This is a genomic window from Pseudomonas sp. 22189 (genome assembly GCF_052045635.1).
In the GTDB taxonomy this organism is placed as follows: Bacteria; Pseudomonadota; Gammaproteobacteria; order Pseudomonadales; family Pseudomonadaceae; genus Aquipseudomonas; species Aquipseudomonas parakoreensis.
This window is the reverse complement of sequence record NZ_JBQEPG010000001.1, coordinates 48,338-66,337: the sequence shown is the minus strand read 5'-3', so window position 1 is coordinate 66,337 and position 18,000 is coordinate 48,338. Positions and strand designations below refer to the sequence as shown.

At 61.3% G+C, this 18,000-nt stretch carries 19 protein-coding genes and 1 pseudogene; 7 read left to right on the top strand and 13 right to left on the bottom strand.

Features of this window, described 5'->3' with window-relative positions; genetic code table 11:
- Positions 1 to 101 precede the first annotated feature (101 nt).
- The 3 genes and pseudogenes from ACTJKS_RS00330 to ACTJKS_RS00320 all read right to left on the bottom strand — a co-directional run.
- Positions 102 to 548: a hypothetical protein gene (locus ACTJKS_RS00330; protein WP_108183559.1), complete on the bottom strand. Its 447-nt coding sequence runs from the start codon at positions 546 to 548 to the stop codon at positions 102 to 104.
- Between the two features lie 110 nt (positions 549 to 658).
- A complete protein-coding gene (locus ACTJKS_RS00325) occupies positions 659 to 1,363 on the bottom strand; it encodes a methyl-accepting chemotaxis protein (protein WP_371260357.1) in 705 nt (234 codons plus the stop codon).
- A gap of 228 nt (positions 1,364 to 1,591) precedes the next feature.
- Positions 1,592 to 1,702: pseudogene (locus ACTJKS_RS00320) on the bottom strand (hypothetical protein); the annotation flags it as partial.
- 855 nt (positions 1,703 to 2,557) lie between these two features.
- Between ACTJKS_RS00320 and ACTJKS_RS00315 the strand changes: the two are divergent.
- Positions 2,558 to 3,580 (top strand): transporter, encoded by a 1,023-nt coding sequence (locus ACTJKS_RS00315; protein ID WP_198759457.1) that lies wholly within the window; start codon positions 2,558 to 2,560, stop codon positions 3,578 to 3,580.
- A 196-nt stretch (positions 3,581 to 3,776) separates the two neighbouring features.
- A complete protein-coding gene (locus tag ACTJKS_RS00310; protein WP_041066444.1) occupies positions 3,777 to 5,393 on the top strand; it encodes an inorganic phosphate transporter in 1,617 nt (538 codons plus the stop codon).
- Positions 5,394 to 5,503: 110 nt separating this feature from the next.
- Here ACTJKS_RS00310 and ACTJKS_RS00305 read toward each other — a convergent pair whose 3' ends face one another.
- Positions 5,504 to 6,400 (bottom strand): LysR family transcriptional regulator, encoded by an 897-nt coding sequence (locus tag ACTJKS_RS00305; RefSeq protein WP_108183561.1) that lies wholly within the window; start codon positions 6,398 to 6,400, stop codon positions 5,504 to 5,506.
- A gap of 120 nt (positions 6,401 to 6,520) precedes the next feature.
- Here ACTJKS_RS00305 and ACTJKS_RS00300 point away from each other — a divergent pair, with 120 nt between their 5' ends.
- Complete coding sequence (locus ACTJKS_RS00300; protein WP_108183562.1) at positions 6,521 to 7,276, top strand: SDR family NAD(P)-dependent oxidoreductase; 756 nt, start codon at positions 6,521 to 6,523, stop codon at positions 7,274 to 7,276.
- 170 nt (positions 7,277 to 7,446) lie between these two features.
- Here ACTJKS_RS00300 and ACTJKS_RS00295 read toward each other — a convergent pair whose 3' ends face one another.
- Positions 7,447 to 7,884, bottom strand: a complete 438-nt coding sequence (locus tag ACTJKS_RS00295; protein WP_262948252.1) for a multidrug/biocide efflux PACE transporter — start codon at positions 7,882 to 7,884, stop codon at positions 7,447 to 7,449.
- Between the two features lie 89 nt (positions 7,885 to 7,973).
- On the opposite strand from ACTJKS_RS00295, the gene ACTJKS_RS00290 reads away from it, so the two are divergent.
- Complete coding sequence (locus ACTJKS_RS00290; RefSeq protein WP_108183564.1) at positions 7,974 to 8,828, top strand: LysR family transcriptional regulator; 855 nt, start codon at positions 7,974 to 7,976, stop codon at positions 8,826 to 8,828.
- Positions 8,829 to 8,934: 106 nt separating this feature from the next.
- Here ACTJKS_RS00290 and ACTJKS_RS00285 read toward each other — a convergent pair whose 3' ends face one another.
- From ACTJKS_RS00285 to ACTJKS_RS00275, 3 genes are read right to left on the bottom strand one after another with little or no spacing between them, the layout of a single operon-like run.
- Entirely contained in the window at positions 8,935 to 10,164 is a 1,230-nt protein-coding gene (locus ACTJKS_RS00285) for an RNA polymerase sigma factor (RefSeq protein ID WP_108183565.1), read from the bottom strand.
- A complete protein-coding gene (locus ACTJKS_RS00280; protein ID WP_262948251.1) occupies positions 10,157 to 10,501 on the bottom strand; it encodes a YciI family protein in 345 nt (114 codons plus the stop codon). The genes ACTJKS_RS00285 and ACTJKS_RS00280 overlap by 8 nt, the downstream gene beginning before the upstream one ends.
- Before the next feature lie 40 nt (positions 10,502 to 10,541).
- Complete coding sequence (locus ACTJKS_RS00275) at positions 10,542 to 10,967, bottom strand: YybH family protein (protein ID WP_108183567.1); 426 nt, start codon at positions 10,965 to 10,967, stop codon at positions 10,542 to 10,544.
- A 141-nt stretch (positions 10,968 to 11,108) separates the two neighbouring features.
- Here ACTJKS_RS00275 and ACTJKS_RS00270 point away from each other — a divergent pair, with 141 nt between their 5' ends.
- Positions 11,109 to 11,594 (top strand): GNAT family N-acetyltransferase, encoded by a 486-nt coding sequence (locus ACTJKS_RS00270; RefSeq protein ID WP_222018582.1) that lies wholly within the window; start codon positions 11,109 to 11,111, stop codon positions 11,592 to 11,594.
- An 18-nt stretch (positions 11,595 to 11,612) separates the two neighbouring features.
- On the top strand, positions 11,613 to 12,218 hold the full coding sequence (locus ACTJKS_RS00265) for a pyridoxamine 5'-phosphate oxidase family protein (RefSeq protein ID WP_262948250.1): 606 nt from the start codon (positions 11,613 to 11,615) through the stop codon (positions 12,216 to 12,218).
- A gap of 84 nt (positions 12,219 to 12,302) precedes the next feature.
- On the opposite strand, the gene ACTJKS_RS00260 is transcribed toward ACTJKS_RS00265, so the two are convergent.
- The 3 genes from ACTJKS_RS00260 to ACTJKS_RS00250 all read right to left on the bottom strand — a co-directional run bounded on the left by ACTJKS_RS00260 (position 12,303) and on the right by ACTJKS_RS00250 (position 14,340).
- Positions 12,303 to 12,791 (bottom strand): GNAT family N-acetyltransferase, encoded by a 489-nt coding sequence (locus tag ACTJKS_RS00260; protein ID WP_041066417.1) that lies wholly within the window; start codon positions 12,789 to 12,791, stop codon positions 12,303 to 12,305.
- Positions 12,792 to 13,114: 323 nt separating this feature from the next.
- Positions 13,115 to 13,609: a GyrI-like domain-containing protein gene (locus ACTJKS_RS00255; RefSeq protein WP_041066414.1), complete on the bottom strand. Its 495-nt coding sequence runs from the start codon at positions 13,607 to 13,609 to the stop codon at positions 13,115 to 13,117.
- Positions 13,610 to 13,677: 68 nt separating this feature from the next.
- Positions 13,678 to 14,340, bottom strand: coding sequence for a LysE family translocator (locus tag ACTJKS_RS00250; protein ID WP_108183570.1), 663 nt, complete (start codon positions 14,338 to 14,340; stop codon positions 13,678 to 13,680).
- 139 nt (positions 14,341 to 14,479) lie between these two features.
- Between ACTJKS_RS00250 and alaC the strand changes: the two genes are divergently transcribed.
- Positions 14,480 to 15,688 (top strand): alanine transaminase, encoded by a 1,209-nt coding sequence (gene alaC, locus ACTJKS_RS00245; protein ID WP_108183571.1) that lies wholly within the window; start codon positions 14,480 to 14,482, stop codon positions 15,686 to 15,688.
- A 179-nt stretch (positions 15,689 to 15,867) separates the two neighbouring features.
- On the opposite strand, the gene ACTJKS_RS00240 is transcribed toward alaC, so the two are convergent.
- Both ACTJKS_RS00240 and ACTJKS_RS00235 read right to left on the bottom strand, forming a co-directional pair.
- Entirely contained in the window at positions 15,868 to 17,220 is a 1,353-nt protein-coding gene (locus tag ACTJKS_RS00240; RefSeq protein WP_047295923.1) for a GntP family permease, read from the bottom strand.
- An 82-nt stretch (positions 17,221 to 17,302) separates the two neighbouring features.
- The gene (locus tag ACTJKS_RS00235) at positions 17,303 to 17,836 is read right to left on the bottom strand and encodes a gluconokinase (RefSeq protein WP_041066400.1); all 534 of its coding nucleotides are present in this window, start codon (positions 17,834 to 17,836) and stop codon (positions 17,303 to 17,305) included.
- Between the last annotated feature and the right edge of the window lie 164 nt (positions 17,837 to 18,000).

Here is an 18,000-nt window from a genome sequence, read left to right as displayed (position 1 = left end):
CTGCTCGCGAAAGCGGTCTGTCTGCCACATCTGAGGCGACTGGCACTGCGCCTGCGCGAGCAGGCTCGCTCCCACATTGGACCTTCAGTGCTCTTGAGAAATCAGGCCGACGTGCTGACCAACGACCCCGAGCTGCTCGACCCGGAATCCTGCAACGCCTGCAACAATGCCGCCGTCGCGGTCTGCAACGAAGCCGAAGTGCTGGAGATTTGCGACTCGGCGGAGGCCACGTCAGCCGCTTTGGCATCAGCGTCTTCCTGCTTGGCCTGAGCCGCTTGCAGCGCTTGCTGTTGCTCCTGCAATTGCTTTTGCAGCTCGGCGATCTGCTTGCGCAGTGCTTTCACCGAATCCGATTCACCGCTGCTGTCGGAACTGCTGTCGCCTGCCGGAGCCGCGCCCCCGCCGGCCGCCACTTTGCTGGTATCGGCGCTGACGCTTGCGCTGCTGGTTGCAGTGGCCGAGGTGTCTTCACTGGCGTCACTGATTTTGGTTTTGCTGGTGGCGGTGGTGACGGTTTGATTGATTGAAACAGAGGTGATGCTGACCATGGGCTGGCTCCAATGCCGGTTATAGATAACCGGCCATCGGCGGCACTCGCACGGATTTGAGATCGACTGTGTACCGACTCGGTAACCGAACCGGTACACGTCGGCGGACGTCAGGCGCTCAGGCGCGCGGTGACCTCATTGAGTTGCCCGGACAGGCCATGCAGATTCTGGCTGGCACTTTCGGTGCGCTGCACGCTGTTGAGGTTGGTGCTGGCGATGGACGTGATCTCGGTCAGGTTGCGCGAGATGTCTTCGGCCACCGAGGTCTGCTCTTCGGCGGCGGTGGCGATCTGGCGGTTCATGTCGCGGATCGCTTCCACCGCATGGGTGATGCGCTCCAGCATCGCACCGGCCTGAGTCACTTGTTCGACGCTTTCGTCGCTGCGCGCCTGACCGCTTTCGATCGCTTGCGCGGCATCCACGGCACCGGTCTGCACGTTCTGAATGATCTGATTGATCTCGATGATCGACTCGGCGGTACGCTGCGCAAGGTTGCGCACCTCATCGGCGACCACCGCGAAACCGCGTCCGGCCTCACCGGCCCGTGCCGCTTCAATCGCTGCGTTGAGCGCCAGCAGGTTGGTCTGTTCGGCGATGCCGCGAATCACTTCCAGCACCTTGCCGATGCGCCCGCTGTCGCTTTCCAGGCGACGAATCACTTCAGCGGTGTTGGCGATTTCGCCACGCATCCGGGTGATGGTGTGGATGGTGCCCTGCATGACCTTTTCACCCTGCTGGGCGGACTGGTCGGCATCGTCGGCAGCCCGCGCCGCATCCGCCGCATGCCGGGCGACTTCCTGGGCGGTGGCGGACATTTCGTTCATTGCCGTGGCCACCTGATCGGTGCGGTTGAACTGCTCGTTGGTGCCGCCGGCCATGGTCGTGGCGATCGCATTCAGTTCGCCGCTGGCGCTGTCCAGATCACTGGCACTGCGTTGCAGGTGAGTGAAGGTTTCGGCGAGGAAATCGCGCAGGGTATTGGCGGCGGCCGCAAGGTTGCCCAACTCGTCCTGACGGTCGTTGGCGACGCGCTCGGCGAGGCGCCCACGGCTCAACTGGGTGACGTAATCGATCAGTTTGCGGATCGGTTCGATCAGGTTGCGGTTGACCAGCCACAGGCTGAGCAAGCCGATCAGCAGACCCGAACCGAGCATCACCACAATCCCCAGCAGCACGGTGCTGTCGGCACTGGCGCTGTTTTGCGCCGACTGTTCGGTGCCCTGCTTGCGCAGCTCGGCGACCAGTTCGCTCATCTGATCGCTGGTGGCGCGGTCCACGCCTTTGACCGCACTGTCGCCAGCCGTTGGATCGGCACCGGCCGCGACGTAGGCATCGCGACCTTTCTGGTAGGCGCTGCCGAGTTGGCGGTGCTCTTCACGCAGGCGTTCGATGCGGGTTTTCAGCGCCGGCTCCAGGCCTTTCTGGCCGGCCAGTTCACCGAGAATGTTCTGCACATCGCGCTGACGATCTTCGAACTGGCTCCAGTATTTGGCCAGGTCCGCCGGTTGCTTGCCGCGCAGCAAGACGTTTTTCCACTCCTGCACCTGCACCTTGAATTGCAGGTTGGCCTCGTCGATCAATTGTGAGGTGTGCAAGGGGCCGGCGATCAATTGGCTGTAGTTCTGCACGCCATTGGACAGGAAATGAAAGCAGGCCAGTGCGATCAACAGCATCGCCAGCAGGCTGCCGCTCAGCAGGGCGAGAATTTGTGCTCTCAGGGATTTTTGCAGCATCGCGAGATACTCAGGACAGGGATGAGGCACGCCCGATAAGGCGTGGAATTTTGCCGGACATCCGTGTCGGCGAGCCTTGGCTCATGGCCAAGCGCGCGCAACGTAACCCAAGCGTGATCGGCGCACCAGAGCGCTTCTTGAAGGAAATCCGACCGCCGGTAAGACATTGATCTGGCGTCATTTTGTCGTCACACAAGTGTCATATCCGGTTGCGATGATGCGGCTCAGGTGAATCTGAAAACTCCACGCCAGACGCCCTCCTCGCAGCGAGCCTCCATGAACCACAGCCTCGACCTCAGTCATCGCGATCCTGATTTGTTCGGTCTGCTTTACGGCTTCCGTTTTCGTCCCGGTGAGCGTGGCCGCGAAGTCGATTCGGCGACCGCCCTGCGTTGTCTGCAAGACGACAGCGACCGTGATGAATTCCTCTGGCTGCACCTGAACCTGGCGCACGCCGCGTGCGAGCGCTGGATGAAAAGTCATCTGCAATTGCCCGAAGAGTTTTTCGAGGCGCTGCACGAAGGTTCGCGCTCGACGCGCATCGAACACGTTGACTCGGCGTTGCTGGCAGTGGTCAACGACGTGGTGTTCAACCTCAGCAGCATGGTGTCCTCAGACGTGTCGACGCTGTGGGTCTGCGTGCGCAGCAAACTGATCGTCAGCGCACGCCTGCAACCGCTGCACTCGGTGGACAAATTGCGTTCATCGGTAAAGGCCGGCGAATGCTTTCGCTCGCCGTCGGAACTGCTGGTGCACTTGCTGCGTGATCAGGGTGAAGTGCTGACGCAGATCGTGCGCAAGACCAGCATGAGCGTCGATCTGGTCGAGGACGAATTGCTCTCCTCACGCCTGTCGACCAACCGCGCCGAACTCGGCGCCAACCGTCGGGTGCTGGTGCGCCTGCAACGCCTGTTGGCGCTGGAGCCGGGCTCCTTGCTGCGCTTGCTCAACCGGCCGCCGGCGTGGCTGCAGAAGGAGGACGTCAAGGAGCTGCGCAAGTCCACCGAGGAATTTGCGCTGATCATCAACGACCTCACCGCCCTCGGCGAGCGGATCAAACTGCTCCAGGAAGAAATCGCCGCCAACCTCAACGAACAGAGCAACCGCACGCTGTTCACCCTGACCGTGGTCACGGTGCTGGCGCTGCCGATCAACATCATCGCCGGTTTCTTCGGCATGAACGTCGGCGGCGTGCCGCTGGCGACGGATCCCGAGGGGTTCTGGATTCTGGTGGCGCTGGTCGCGACGTTTACCGTGATTGCCGGGCGCTGGGCGTTTCGCAAGCGTGGGGATTATTAAGATCAAAAGATCGCAGCCTGCGGCAGCTCCTACAGGGCACGGTAANGTAGGAGCTGCCGCAGGCTGCGATCTTTTGATTTTCGCTATCAGATCAGCGGTGAGCTAATCCGCCAAACACTGATCTATCGCAGTCTCTCTGTAATATTTAGCAACGATCATGACGAACAAACCTTCCCTCGCTCAGGATTGTCCGCTCATGGCTACTCCCTCCCTGACCGCCGCCCGCCCCGCGTCCGCCCACGGCGGCCGGCCGGCACTTGATAAGAAACCCGGTCCGTTCACTTACGTGGTGTTCTTCGCGGTTCTGGCCATGGGCATGTTGTTCACCGCTTACAGCCTGATGCACGACATGCATGAGCTGGGCACCACCGTCACCACCTGGACCCCGTTCCTGTTGCTCGGCGTGGCGTTGCTGATTGCGCTGGGCTTCGAGTTCGTCAACGGTTTCCACGACACCGCCAACGCGGTCGCGACGGTGATCTACACCCACTCGCTGCCGCCGAATGTGGCGGTGGTCTGGTCGGGCTTCTTCAATTTCCTCGGGGTGCTGCTGTCCAGCGGCGCGGTGGCGTTCGGCATCATCGCCCTGCTGCCGGTGGAGCTGATTCTGCAGGTCGGTTCGTCCGCCGGTTTCGCGATGATCTTTGCCCTGCTGATCGCGGCAATTCTGTGGAACCTCGGCACCTGGTGGCTGGGCCTGCCGGCCTCCTCTTCCCACACGCTGATCGGCTCGATCATCGGCGTCGGCGTGGCCAATGCCCTGATGCACGGACGCGACGGCACCAGCGGCGTGGACTGGGCGCAGGCAACCAAGATCGGTTACGCGCTGTTGCTGTCGCCACTGGTGGGCTTCGGCTGCGCGGCGCTGTTGCTGCTGGCCATGCGCGCCTTTATCAAGAACCGCGCGCTGTACAAGGCGCCGCAAGGCAACAACCCGCCACCGTGGTGGATTCGCGGTTTGCTCATCGCCACCTGCACCGGTGTGTCTTTCGCCCACGGCTCCAACGATGGGCAGAAAGGCATGGGCCTGATCATGCTGATTCTGGTCGGCACCCTGCCCATGGCTTACGCCTTGAACCGCACCATGCCCGCCGATCAGGCGCTGCAGTTTGCCGCTGTCGCCGAAGTCACCCAGCAAGCGCTGGTGAAAAATACCCCGCTGCCAGCCCCGGTCGATCCGCGTCCGGTGCTGTCGGATTACGTGCGCAGCAAGCAAGCCACGCCGCAACTGATCCCCGCCCTCGCCGCCCTGACCGGGCACATTGGCGAAGAGGTCAAAGGCTATGGTTCGCTGTCGAAAGTCCCGGCCGAAGCCATGGGCAACGTGCGCAACGACATGTACCTGGCCAGCGAAAGCATTCGCTTGATGGAGAAGAACAAGGTCGGCAATTTCGACGCCGACACCACGGACAAACTGCAACTGTTCAAACAGCAGATCGACAACGCCACACGCTTCATTCCACTGTGGGTGAAGATCGCCGTGGCCATCGCCTTGGGGCTGGGGACCATGGTTGGCTGGAAACGGATTGTGGTGACGGTCGGCGAAAAGATCGGCAAGACCCACCTGACCTACGCCCAGGGCGCCTCGGCGGAAACCGTGGCGATGCTGACCATCGGCGCGGCGGACATGTTCGGTTTGCCGGTCTCGACCACCCATGTGCTGTCATCGGGCGTGGCCGGGACCATGGTCGCCAATGGCGGTGGCTTGCAGATGAAGACCATCCGCAATCTGCTGATGGCGTGGGTGCTGACCTTGCCGGCGGCGATTCTGCTGTCGGGCAGCCTGTACTGGCTGTTCACCCAAATCTTCTGACTCCACAAATCCCTGTAGGAGCTGCGGCACGCTGCGATCTTTTGNGATCTTTTTGTTAGAAGCAAAATCAAAAGATCGCAGCGTGCCGCAGCTCCTACAGGGGGATGTCGTCAGAGCGTCGAGCGGATGACCTCCCCCAACCACTCCATGAACACCCGCACCCGCAGCGGCAAATGCCGTTGCCGCGCATACAGGATTGAAATGCCCATCGCCGGCGCGGTGAACTGCGGCAGCACCGTCACCAGCTCTCCGGTGTCCAGGTGCGGCTGCATGCCGGTGCGCGGCACCTGGATCAGGCCGAACCCGCCAAGACAGGCCGACTCATAGGCATCGGTGCTGTTGACCGTGACACTGCCGGCCATCGGCAGGCGCCGCACCTGACCGCCCTGTTCATACACAAACCCTTCCGAGCGCGAACCGAGCACCCCGACGTAATGCACCAGTCGATGCTGCGCCAGATCCTCCAGCGTCTGCGGCACGCCGTAGCGTTCAAGGTACGCGGGGCTGGCGCAGTTGATCATCGGGAAGTCGCCCAAATGCCGCGCCACCACCGACTGATCCGGCTGCGCGCCGATGCGCACCACGCAATCGAAACCCTCGCTGAGCAGATCGACGCGGCGGTCGGTGCTGCTGATTTCCAGTTCCAGATTCGGGTGGCGCGCCATGAACTCCGGCAGCAGCGGCATGATCAGGCGCCGCGCGAGGATGTTCGGCATGTCGACACGAATCCGCCCGCTCAGCGAGGCCGGATCCTGGCGAAACAGCCCCTCGATCTCGTCCATGTGCGACAGCAGATCCTTGCTGCGTTCATACAGCACCAGACCGTCCTGCGTCGCCTGCACCTTGCGCGTGGTGCGTTGCAACAGGCGCGTGCCAAGCAGGCTTTCCAGGGCCTGCACATGCTCGGACACCGTCGAGCGCGGCAGCCCGAGACTCTCGCCGGCCAGGGTGAAACTCGACAGTTCGCTGACCCGGACGAAGGTGCGCAGCAGTTCCAGTTTGTTCATAAGAACACCCGTTGATTGTTCGGCTGATCCGATCAGTGATTCCGGTTTCAGCCTGTTTATCACCCCATGGCGGATAAATAAACTTTGCTCATCCCCACTCACCGCAATCGAGGATTTCACATGAGCCGCAAAATCGCATTGATCACCGGCGCCAGCCGTGGCCTGGGCAAGAACGCCGCCCTGCACCTCGCCGCCGAAGGCGTGGACATCATCGGCACCTACAACAGCCGCGCCGATGAAGCCCAGGCGCTGGTGGCTGAACTGGAACAACGCGGCGCCAAAGCCGTGATGCTGCAACTGGATGTGGGCCGCAGCGAAACCTTTGCCGATTTCGCTTCGCGGGTTGAGCAGGCGTTGCAGTACTTTGATCGTCCGCGCTTCGACTTCCTGATCAACAACGCCGGGATTGGCGTGCACGCGCTGTTTGCCGAGACCACCCCGGAACAGTTCGATCTGCTGATGAATATCCAGCTCAAAGGGCCGTTCTTCCTGACTCAGCAACTGCTGCCGCTGATCAATGACGGTGGACGTATCATCAACATTTCCAGTGGGCTGACCCGCTTCAGCCTGCCGGGCTACGCCGCCTACGCAGCGATGAAAGGTGCGATGGAAGTGTTGACCCGCTATCAGGCCAAGGAGCTGGGGGCGCGGCAGATCGGCGTGAACATTCTGGCGCCGGGCGCTATCGAGACTGATTTTGGTGGCGGCGCGGTGCGCGACAACGCGGCGTTGAACGCGATGGTCGCCAGCAACACCGCACTGGGTCGCGCCGGGCAACCGGATGACATCGGTGGCGCACTGTCGATGCTGCTGGCGCCGGGTGCGCAGTGGATCAACGGGCAGCGGGTTGAAGCATCGGGCGGGATGTTCCTCTAAACCCCCGACTCACTAAAAACTTTCTTGGTGAGAGCCTCTGTGGCGAGGGGATTTATCCCCGATGGACTGCGCAGCAGGCCCTTCTTTTCTTGANAAAAAGAGGGGCCGCTACGCGCCCCATCGGGGATAAATCCCCTCGCCACAGGTTTTGCATTAGCCACAGGTTGTGGTTATCCCGCGCATACCCGGCGGGTCACAAACCGCTCGCGCACCACGTCATACCCCCAGTGATACACATAGGTGTACGGCAGGAAAAACAGCAGCACGCCGATGTCCAGCAAGAACGCCTGCCACAGGCTGACCGACAGCCACCAGGCAATCAGCGGTACGCCCATCACGATCAACCCGCCCTCAAACAGCAGCGCATGAACCACACGCGTCCAGGCGTTGTGCGCGACGTGCAGGCGTTTGAGCATGCGGTCGAAAAAGCCGTTGAACAGCACGTTCCACGCCAGCGCCAGCGCGGCAATCAGCACGGTCACCGCGCCCATGTCCAGCAGCGGTTTGTCCATGATCCACGCCAGCAACGGCGTGCAGATCAGGATCGCCAGACACTCGAAACCGATGGCCTGGAGGATACGTTCAGTAATGGATTTGCTGGCAGTCATGGCCTGACTCCTTGAGTGAAGATAGTTGCCATGATCCATCGTCGCCCCGATACTTCATAACCAATAACCATCGATCAAGGCGATAGTTCATGGCTTCGCAGGAAGTGCTGTTGGCGTTTGTGCAAGCGGCCACTCAGGGTTCGTTTTCGGCAGCGGCGCGCAAACTGGGACGCAGTCAGTCGACCATCAGTGCGGCGGTGGCCAGTCTGGAGATCGATCTGGATCTGATGCTGTTCGACCGCAGCAGCCGCAAACCGACCCTGACCCCGGCCGGGCATGTGATGCTGCAACGGGCCGAGGCGATTCTGGCGGCCACCCATCGTATGGCAATGAGCGCCCGGCAACTGGCCCAAGGCGTCGAGCCGAAGCTGACCGTGGCGATTTCCGACACCTACCAGTCAGCGCGATTTGAAGCGGCACTGGTCGATTTCGAGCAACGTTATCCGGACCTGGAGCTGGAATGCCTGATTGCCGAATGCGACGACCTGATCGAACTGGTTCAGCGTGGCCGCGCCCATCTGGCGTTTGCGGAGATGCGCGACAGCTATCCGCCGGACCTGGTGACCTCGACGGTCGCCGAGCGCACCGACATCGCGCTGTTCGTCAAACGTGACCACGTGCTGACCAGCCTCGAACAGGTCGATCAGCAGGTGCTGGAGCAGCATCGCGAGTTGCGCCTGGCGACCATCGTCAATCCCTACGACAGCCGGGCCAAAGGCCGGGTGTGGTCCGCCCCGAGTTACCTGATGCTGATGGAGATGGCGGAGATGGGCTTCGGCTGGGCGGCGTTGCCACGCTGGCTGGTGGCGCGTTTCGGCAATGGCTCGCTGGTGGAGCTGACGGTGCGTGGCTGGCCACGGCCGGTGTATGTCGATGCGTTGTGGTCGCGGGTCTATCCGCCGGGGCCGGCGGGGAGCTGGTTGCTGAGCAAGATGCTGGAATAGCGGCGCGCCCATTCGCGAGCAGGCTCGCTCCCACAGAGAAATGCATTCCAAAGGTGGGAGCGAGCCTGCTCGCGAAGAGGTCGGCAGTGCCAGCGAAGCGTTCAGCTCAGTCCAGTTCGCTCAGCCGCCCCTCGATAAACCGCCGCTCCGGCTCTTGCCGGGTCAGCTCCAGTGCTCGCCGATACGCCGCCCGCGCCTGCTCTACCCGACCCAACTGCCGACAAAATTCCGCCCGCGCCGAATGCGCGAGGTGGTAATCCTGCAATTCGCCGCGATCCAGAATCCCCTCGATCAGCGTCAGCCCGGCCAGCGCCCCATCGCGCTTGGCCACTGCCACCGCGCGGTTCAACTCGATCACCGGCGACGGCACCGCCCGCAACAGCACGTCATACAGCCCGACGATCTGCTGCCAGTCCGTATCCGCTGCTGAAGGCGCCTCAGCATGCACCGCAGCAATCGCCGCTTGCAGGCAATAAGGCCCGAAACGCCGCGTACTCAGCGCACGCTCGATCAGCGCGCAACCCTCGGCGATCAACCCGGCATCCCAGCGCGAGCGGTCCTGATCGTCGAGCAGAATCAACTCCCCTTGGGCCGAGGTTCGCGCCGGTCGCCGCGACTCATGCAGCAGCATCAACGCCAGCAAGCCCATGACCTCCGGCTCCGGCAGCAATTCCATGAGCAAACGCCCGAGCCTGATCGCCTCACGGGTCAGGTCTTCACGGATCAACTCAGCGCCCATCGACGCCGAATAGCCTTCGTTGAACACCAGATAAATCACCCGCAACACACTGTCGAGGCGCTCCGGCAACTCGTTCAGGCTCGGCACCTGATAAGGGATTTTCGCATCGCGAATCTTCGCCTTCGCGCGCACGATGCGCTGAGCAATCGCCGCCGGAGCCGAAAGAAACGCGCGGGCGATTTCCTCGGTGGTCAGGTCGCAGACTTCACGCAAGGTCAGCGGCACTTGCGCATCCGCCGCCAAGGCCGGGTGACAGCAGGTGAAGATCAGCCGCAAGCGGTCGTCTTCCACGTCTTCGCCACTCCAGTCGGCCTGTTCCAGTTCTTCGAGCTGCGCCAGCAACAGCGGCTGCGAGGCCTTGAAGCGGGCGCGGCGGCGCAACACATCGATGGCCTTGAAACGCCCGGTGGACACCAGCCAGGTGCGCGGATTGTCCGGCACACCGTCGCGCTGCCAGCGCTCGACCGCGACGAAGAAGGCCTCGTGCAAGGCTTCTTCGGCGAGGTCGAAATCGCCGAGCAGGCGAATCAGGGTTGCCAGAATCCGCCGCGAGTCTTCGCGATAGACCTGCTCGACCCGCGCCCGGACTTCAGACATTCAACTGCCGCACCGGACGCACTTCGACGCTGCCGACCCGGGCCGCCGGAATGTGGCCGGCGACCTGAATCGCTTCGTTCAGATCCTTGGCATCGATCAGGTAAAACCCGGCCAGTTGCTCCTTGGTTTCAGCGAACGGGCCATCGGTGATCGACAGCTTGCCGTTGCGCATGCGCACCGTGGTCGCCGTCTGCACCGACTCCAGCGCTTCGGCGGCAACCATCCGCCCGCTGCCCTCAATCGACTCGGCATAGGCCCAGCACTCGGCGTCTTCCGGGCTGTCGGGCGAGGTGTGCAGCAGGCGCTCATCGCTGTAGACCAGGCATAGATACTTCATGGCTTTCTCCTGAATCGAACGGATCAACTATGGCTGAAGATCAGGGTTGCACATCGAACAGCGTGCTGCCGCTCATCGGATCGAACGGCGCCGACCAGTGCTCGTGAGCGATTTTCCACGTCCCGCCGACCTGCCGATAGCACGCGGTGGCGCGCATCCAGCAGCTCTGGGTTTCGCCCTTGTCGTTGGTGCCGCCGCAATGCGTTACCCAATGGGCGAAGGCGAGGTTGTCGGCGGTCTCGATGGCGATCTCGTGGAACTCGAAAACGTGCGGGCCGGGGCACATCTCCATGCAGGCTTCCCAGTGCGCGCGGTAGGCCGCCTTGCCTTTGAATTGCAGGGCCTTGATCGCATCGAACGAGACGATGTCGTCGGCGTACAACGCCATCACTTTGTCGACGTTCTTGGTCATCACCGCTTCGCGGTAAGTGTTGATCAGGGCCTGGATTTCAGTGTGTGCGCTCATGGTGTTCTCCGTGGTTTTTGTAGTGAAGACACCCTTAGTCGTTCGGCCATCGGGCAGATCGACAGTCGAAACAAAAAATTTCCGCCAAAGACAAAATCGCTAGAATCCAAGGCTTACCTTTGTAGGAAAAAGGAAATTCCCGTGTCAGCCCAACTCGTGCCGTACGACAGCCTGAACGCCTTGCAGCGTCAGCAGGTCGAGGCGATTGAAATCCATCCCGAGCAGATCAAGTTTTCCGGCGACATTCACGGTGCGCTGCATACGCTGCTGTCCAAACCCGGCCCCGGCGTGAAAGGCTTTGCCCTGCTGGCCGATCAAGTGCCGGTGGCGTTCCTGCTGCTCAAGCGCCCGCCGGTGTTGCCAGCCTGGGCCGATGAACACAGCGCCACCCTGCACGCCTTGCAGGTCGATCACCGCGCGCAAGGCAAGGGGTATGGCAAGGCCTGCCTGCAGGCCTTGCCCGACGTCGCGCGTGAAGCATGGCCGGAGATCAAAGGGCTGGAACTGTCGGTGGATGCCGATAACGACGCGGCGATCGCGCTGTACGCCAAACACGGTTTCGTCGACAGCGGCGAAGCGTACAAGGGCCGGATCGGTTACGAGCGGCGCATGGGGCTGTTTTTCTAAATCATCGAGGGATGCACGATGATCGATTCAATCGAAGCACTGGAAGCTGTTTACGGCCTGCCCCACGAGCGCGCGGTGCGCAAGCAGATCGGTTTTCTCAACGAGGATTATCAGGCGATGGTGCGGGTTTCGCCGCTGGTGATCGTCAGCTCGGTGGGCGCCGACGGCCTGGACAATTCGCCACGCGGCGATGCGCCGGGATTTGTGCGGATCATCGACCAGAACACCCTGGCCCTGCCGGATCGCCCGGGCAACAACCGCATCGATACCTTGCGCAATGTGCTGCAGGATCCACGGGTGTCGCTGCTGTTCATCATTCCGGGGATCGGCGAGACCTTGCGGGTCAACGGCACCGCGACCATCAGCGCCGATCCCGAACTGCTGGAAAGCTTTGCGGTGAACGGCAAACCGGCAAAAACGGTGCTGCTGGTGACGGTGGAGGCGGCGTTTTTCCATTGTTCGAAAGCGTTTGTGCGTTCAGATGCGTGGAACCCCGAGACTCACCTGCCGCGCTCGGCGCTGCCCACTGCGGGCGCGTTTCACAAGCGTTTGAACGGCGGGCAGTTCGATGCTGAGACCTACGATCGCGAAGCACCGAAGCGGGTAATCGACACCCTCTACTGACCCACCCGACCCCTTTGTAGGAGCTGCCGCAGGCTGCGATCTTTTGATCNTGCGGCAGCTCCTACAGGGGAGTTTGAGTCAGGTTCAGAGGGTCAGGATCATCTCGTGCCACGCCATCCCGCCATGGTCTGACTCCGACGGCTTGATGTAGGCAAAGCCGAATCCGGCGTACAGCGCAATGTGTCGTTCCTTGCACATCAGATGAATCGTCGCCTTGTCCATCCCGCGCATGCGCTCGATGAATTCGGCCATCAATCGCTTGGCCAGGCCCTGCCCCTGATAGTCCGGGTGCACCACCACCGACATGATCACCACGTTCGGCCCTTTGGGGTCGTGGCCGATCAGTTCCTTGAACGCCTCGTCGGACATCTGCACGTCAAACGCCGCGCCCGAATTGATGAACCCGGCGACCACGCCCTCCACTTCGGCGACGATAAAACCCTCCGGCCAGGTGGCGATGCGCGTAGCGATCTTTTCGCGCGTGGCGGCTTCATCGCCTTCGTAGGCAACGGTTTCGATGGCGTAGCAGCGGTCCAGGTCGGCGGCGGTGACGTTGCGGATGACGGTGTTCATGGCAGCTCGAAAATCAGCGGAGAAAAGTGCGCAAAGCATAAAGGAATAAGGTGTGCATATCGATCCGCGCGGGGGGCGTAAAGCTTGCGTATAAGCGCTTTTCTTCGTGCGGGCGGCAGGCTATTTCTGCGGTGTGTCTCTGATCACCCTTGGGGGTAACCGCTTATGAGCAGCGTTGAAATCGGCCTGTTGATGGTGTTGGGCATCAGTACGTTCGGCTTTATCACCTTGGGCATCGACCTGTTGCGGGCGCGACGGCTGGGCAAAGGCAAGCGCGGTTGAACAACATGAGGCGGATCAGTGATCCGCCTCATCGTTATGGTTCAGGCTTTGGTATCGACCGGCACGCAGATTTCCAGTTTGCCGGTGTGCAGTCGCGGATTGAAATCGGCGCTGTAGCGTTCCAGCTCCGGGGCGTTGAGCTCCACATAGTGGGAAGTCGGCAGCCAGGTTTTGTAGATGTATTGCAGAGTCTGAGGTAACTGATCGAGCGGTCCCTTGTGCTCGAATACGGCGTACTGACGAGGCAGCACTTCGACCCACTGATAGACCTTCTGGTCGAGGTCGTCGAGCTTGCTGATTTCCACCCCGGCGATGTAATCGAAGCCACCCTGGCCGTCGAAATTGCTGCAGACGCCGTAGGTCACTTCGTTTTTTTGTCCCTGTATCTTTCCCAAGTGCGGCAAGAACCTTTCCCACAGCGCGGGGATGTCCTTGGCGGTGTCCTGGGTAAATCGACCACGAAATCCTGCGATCAGCAGGAAGTGTCCATGTTCGAAGCGAGGTTCAGCCACTTCGACGCGTTTTTGCTCATCCATGACTCGACTCCTGGAACAAAAGAAGGGGTTCGGCTGCTGAGTATAGAAGCCAAACCCGATTCGCAATGCTACAGGGCGTGCAACTGGTCGGCGGCCCCGGAACCGACGAACTCGTTATAACCGGATACGATCACGTACACCGCGAAATAGCAGAAGATCGCTGCCGATGCCATATACGAGTAGCGCAACAGCTTGTCGCCGAGCAACTTGCCGCCGTGGCTCGCGGCGAAGCACAGCCCGGCCGACCACAGCAGCCCGGCGCACAGGAAGCCGCCGAGGAACAGCGCCGAACTTGCAGGGCCACCGCCACCGGAGCGGGCGATCAGGGTGCCGCCCACCGCGGCGAACCAGAGAATCGCGCTCGGTGAAGACATGGCGAGGAAAATCCCGCGAAAGAACTCCTTGCGATGCGAGTTCTGCCCCACCTCGGCGGTCGCAGCCAACTGCGCCTCGTGGTGAATCGCCGAATAGATCATCTTCGCCGCAAAGTAAATCAGCAGCGCCGACCCGCCGATCCACAGCACCCAGCGCACGCTTTCGTACTGCAGCAGCACGGTCATGCCGGCCAGCGCCAGCACCGCGTAGATCAGGTCACCGACGCAGGTGCCCAGGCCCAGCGCGAAGCCCTGAAAGTAACCGCGCTGCATCGCCAGGGTGATCATTGCGATGTTGGCTACGCCGATGTCCAGGCACAGCGAAAGGCTCAGCAAGAAGCCGCTGGTGAATTCCATCTACCGATTTCCTTGGGAAAAATTTGTTTACATGCAGGCTGGACAGCCTGCCATCACAGCCCTTATCTTCCGCCACAGGTCACCGCAGTGACCAGCGTCGCTCGGACGGTTCCGGGCGCTTACGTTATCCGAGGCAACAATGGCTGAACAAGGTTCGCCGCGCCGCTTTGCGCGCATAGATCGACTCCCCCCTTACGTTTTCAACATCACCGCCGAGCTGAAGATGGCCGCGCGGCGCCGTGGTGAAGACATCATCGACTTGAGCATGGGCAACCCCGACGGGGCCACGCCGCCGCACATCGTCGAAAAACTGGTACAAGTTGCCCAACGTGAAGACACCCACGGTTACTCCACGTCCAAGGGCATTCCACGTCTGCGCCGGGCGATTTCCAACTGGTACAAGGAACGCTACGCGGTCGACATCGACCCGGAAAGCGAAGCCATCGTCACCATCGGTTCCAAGGAAGGCCTGGCGCATTTGATGCTGGCGACCCTGGATCAGGGCGACACGGTACTGGTGCCGAACCCGAGCTACCCGATTCACATCTACGGCGCGGTGATTGCCGGTGCCCAGGTGCGTTCGGTGCCGCTGGTGCCGGGCGTGGACTTCTTCGCCGAGCTGGAACGGGCCATTCGCGGTTCGATCCCGAAGCCGAAGATGATGATCCTCGGCTTCCCGTCCAACCCCACCGCACAGTGCGTGGAGCTGGATTTCTTCGAACGGGTGATCGCCCTCGCCAAGCAGTACGACGTACTGGTGGTGCACGACCTGGCCTATGCCGACATCGTCTACGACGGCTGGAAAGCCCCGTCGATCATGCAGGTGCCGGGCGCCAAGGACATTGCGGTGGAGTTTTTTACCCTGTCCAAGAGCTACAACATGGCCGGCTGGCGCATCGGTTTCATGGTCGGCAACCCGGAACTGGTCAACGCCCTGGCGCGGATCAAGAGCTACCACGACTACGGCACTTTCACTCCGCTGCAAGTGGCGGCGATTGCTGCGCTGGAAGGCGATCAGCAATGTGTGCGTGACATCGCCGAACAGTATCGCCAGCGCCGTAACGTGCTGGTCAAAGGCCTGCACGAGCTGGGCTGGATGGTCGAGAATCCGAAGGCGTCGATGTACGTCTGGGCGAAGATTCCCGAGGCTTACGCGCATCTGGGCTCGCTGGAGTTTGCCAAGAAGCTGCTGGCCGAGGCCAAGGTCTGTGTCTCGCCGGGGGTGGGTTTTGGTGAGTATGGCGATGATCATGTGCGCTTCGCACTGATCGAAAACCAGGACCGGATTCGGCAGGCGGTGCGCGGGATTCGGGGGATGTTCCGGGCGGATGGGTTAGTTACCAAATAACTGACACACATCCCCTGTAGGAGCTGCCGAAGGCTGCGATCTTTTGATCTTGTTTTTTACAATCAAAAGATCGCAGCCTCGTTTCACTCGACAGCTCCTACAGGTGCCGTGTTTGCAAAGATCATCACCCACAAAAAAACCGCATCGCTGCGGTTTTTTTTGTGCCTGCAAAACGCCGCTTACACGAACAGCGACAGCAACAGAATGAAGCCCAGGCCCACCACCGACAGGATGGTTTCCATCGCTGTCCAGGTCTTGAACGTCTCGGCCACGGTCATGTTGAAGTACTGCTTCACCAGCCAGAAACCGGCGTCGTTCACATGGGACAGGATCAACGACCCGGCACCGGTGGCCAGCACCAGCAGTTCACGGTTGACGCCCGGAATCATCCCCACCACCGGCACCACGATGCCGGCGCCCGTGATGGTCGCCACGGTGGCCGAACCGGTGGCGATACGAATCACCGCCGCCACCAGCCACGCCAGCAGGATCGGCGAGATCTGCGCGCTGACCGCCATGTGGCCGATCACGTCGCCCACGCCGCTGGTCACCAGCATCTGCTTGAAGCCACCACCGGCACCGATGATCAGGATGATCGCGGCGGTCGGCGCCAGGCTCGCGTCCAGCCACTTGAGCATCTGCTGTGAACCGATGCCCTGCTTGTGACCGAAGGTGTACAGCGACAGCAGCAAGGCCAGCAGCAGTGCCGAGATCGGATGGCCGATCATGTCCATCCAGGTGCGGAAGAAATGACCGTCCGGTAGCGCGACGTCAGCGAAGGTTTTCAGCAGCATCAGGAACACCGGCAGCAGCACAGTGACCAGGGTGATGCTGAAGCTCGGCAGGTTCTGCGAATCGGTTTCGCGGGCCAGTTGATCGACCAGTTCCTGATTCGGCGTGCCGGGAATGTGCTTGGCAATGAACGTACCGAAGATCGGGCCGGCGATGATGGCGGTCGGCAGCGCAACGATCAGACCGTAGAGGATGGTCTTGCCGATGTCGGCACCAAACACGCCGATTGCCAGCAGCGGGCCCGGGTGCGGCGGCACCAGACCGTGTACCGCAGACAGACCGGCGAGCAGCGGAATACCGATCTTGATGATCGACACCCCGGTGCGTCGGGCAACGATGAACACCAGCGGAATCAGCAGCACGAAGCCGATTTCGAAGAACAGCGGAATACCGACCAGGAACGCGGCGAACATCATGGCCCACTGCACTTTGTCCTTGCCGAACGCGCGGATCAGGGTCTGCGCGATCTGATCGGCGCCACCGGATTCGGCCATCATTTTGCCGAGCATGGTGCCCAGCGCAAGGATGATGCCGACGAAACCGAGCACGCCACCGAAGCCGTCCTGGAACGCCTTGATGATGGTGCCGATCGGCATGCCGGACGTCAGGCCGAGGAACGCGGCCGCGATGGTCAGGGCGATGAAGGGGTGAATCTTGAATTTGGTGATCAGGATAATCAGACCGATTACCGTGACCACTGCATCGAGCAGCAGGTAGGCGTCGTGGGACATGCCAAACATTGGGGGTGTCTCCTGGCTTGTTGTTGTTATTAAAGCGGGTTAAACAGAATTCGTGAGGACAGCGCTAGCTCTTTCAACACACTCATACCGCCTGTTTCAGACCATGAGCCTGCCACCAGACGTGCGCCTGGGCCGCCAGCTCTTCAACGCTGTGGATCGAAGCATTCAGCGCCAGGGTCAACGGCTCGCCGACCGGCGATTCGAGGGTGGCAAACTGGCTTTCGATCAACGTCGCCGGCATGAAATGACCCGGGCGATGGGACACGCGGTCGGCAGCCACTTCAGGGGTCAGTTCGAGAAACACGAAGCCCAGGCCCGGCAAGGCACTGCGCAGCACTTCGCGGTAACTGTGTTTAAGCGCCGAGCAGGTCAGCACCGGACGCTCGCCGAGTGCATCGACACGACGCAACTCAACGCACAGGCTGTCGAGCCAGCCGGCACGGTCGTCGTCGTTCAAGGGGATCCCCGCGCTCATCTTTTCGATGTTGGCGGCCGGATGAAAAGTATCGCCTTCAATGGCAGTGGCGCCGCTCAATTGGCACAGGGCCTCGCTGACGCACGTCTTGCCGCAACCGGCAACGCCCATGATGACCAGGGCGGTGATGGGATGACTCATATAACACCTCAGCGCGCAGACAGCGCTACCTTTGCTAGCTATGACTCTAGTGCACAGGCAGAAGTTGCCGACGCCTTCTTGTCGTTTTTTTGGGTTGCAGCAGGTTGTCGCCCAACGCCAAAAAGCGAGGATCAGGCAGGACCTCGCTTACGCATTTGCAGCTG

Excerpts from the sequence above, each read along its gene's own strand:
- ACTJKS_RS00310 (WP_041066444.1), top strand. The coding sequence starts at position 3,777 with ATGGCTACTCCCTCCCTGACCGCCGCCCGCCCCGCGTCCGCCCACGGC.
- ACTJKS_RS00265 (WP_262948250.1), top strand. The coding sequence starts at position 11,613 with ATGATCGATTCAATCGAAGCACTGGAAGCTGTTTACGGCCTGCCCCAC.
- ACTJKS_RS00280 (WP_262948251.1), bottom strand. The coding sequence starts at position 10,501 with ATGAAGTATCTATGCCTGGTCTACAGCGATGAGCGCCTGCTGCACACC.
- ACTJKS_RS00235 (WP_041066400.1), bottom strand. The coding sequence starts at position 17,836 with ATGAGTCATCCCATCACCGCCCTGGTCATCATGGGCGTTGCCGGTTGC.
- ACTJKS_RS00285 (WP_108183565.1), bottom strand. The coding sequence starts at position 10,164 with ATGTCTGAAGTCCGGGCGCGGGTCGAGCAGGTCTATCGCGAAGACTCG.
- ACTJKS_RS00290 (WP_108183564.1), top strand. The coding sequence starts at position 7,974 with ATGGCTTCGCAGGAAGTGCTGTTGGCGTTTGTGCAAGCGGCCACTCAG.
- ACTJKS_RS00300 (WP_108183562.1), top strand. The coding sequence starts at position 6,521 with ATGAGCCGCAAAATCGCATTGATCACCGGCGCCAGCCGTGGCCTGGGC.
- ACTJKS_RS00325 (WP_371260357.1), bottom strand. The coding sequence starts at position 1,363 with ATGTCCGCCACCGCCCAGGAAGTCGCCCGGCATGCGGCGGATGCGGCG.
- ACTJKS_RS00275 (WP_108183567.1), bottom strand. The coding sequence starts at position 10,967 with ATGAGCGCACACACTGAAATCCAGGCCCTGATCAACACTTACCGCGAA.
- ACTJKS_RS00240 (WP_047295923.1), bottom strand. The coding sequence starts at position 17,220 with ATGTTTGGCATGTCCCACGACGCCTACCTGCTGCTCGATGCAGTGGTC.
- ACTJKS_RS00295 (WP_262948252.1), bottom strand. The coding sequence starts at position 7,884 with ATGACTGCCAGCAAATCCATTACTGAACGTATCCTCCAGGCCATCGGT.
- ACTJKS_RS00250 (WP_108183570.1), bottom strand. The coding sequence starts at position 14,340 with ATGGAATTCACCAGCGGCTTCTTGCTGAGCCTTTCGCTGTGCCTGGAC.
- ACTJKS_RS00255 (WP_041066414.1), bottom strand. The coding sequence starts at position 13,609 with ATGGATGAGCAAAAACGCGTCGAAGTGGCTGAACCTCGCTTCGAACAT.
- alaC (WP_108183571.1), top strand. The coding sequence starts at position 14,480 with ATGGCTGAACAAGGTTCGCCGCGCCGCTTTGCGCGCATAGATCGACTC.
- ACTJKS_RS00330 (WP_108183559.1), bottom strand. The coding sequence starts at position 548 with ATGGTCAGCATCACCTCTGTTTCAATCAATCAAACCGTCACCACCGCC.
- ACTJKS_RS00260 (WP_041066417.1), bottom strand. The coding sequence starts at position 12,791 with ATGAACACCGTCATCCGCAACGTCACCGCCGCCGACCTGGACCGCTGC.
- ACTJKS_RS00305 (WP_108183561.1), bottom strand. The coding sequence starts at position 6,400 with ATGAACAAACTGGAACTGCTGCGCACCTTCGTCCGGGTCAGCGAACTG.
- ACTJKS_RS00315 (WP_198759457.1), top strand. The coding sequence starts at position 2,558 with ATGAACCACAGCCTCGACCTCAGTCATCGCGATCCTGATTTGTTCGGT.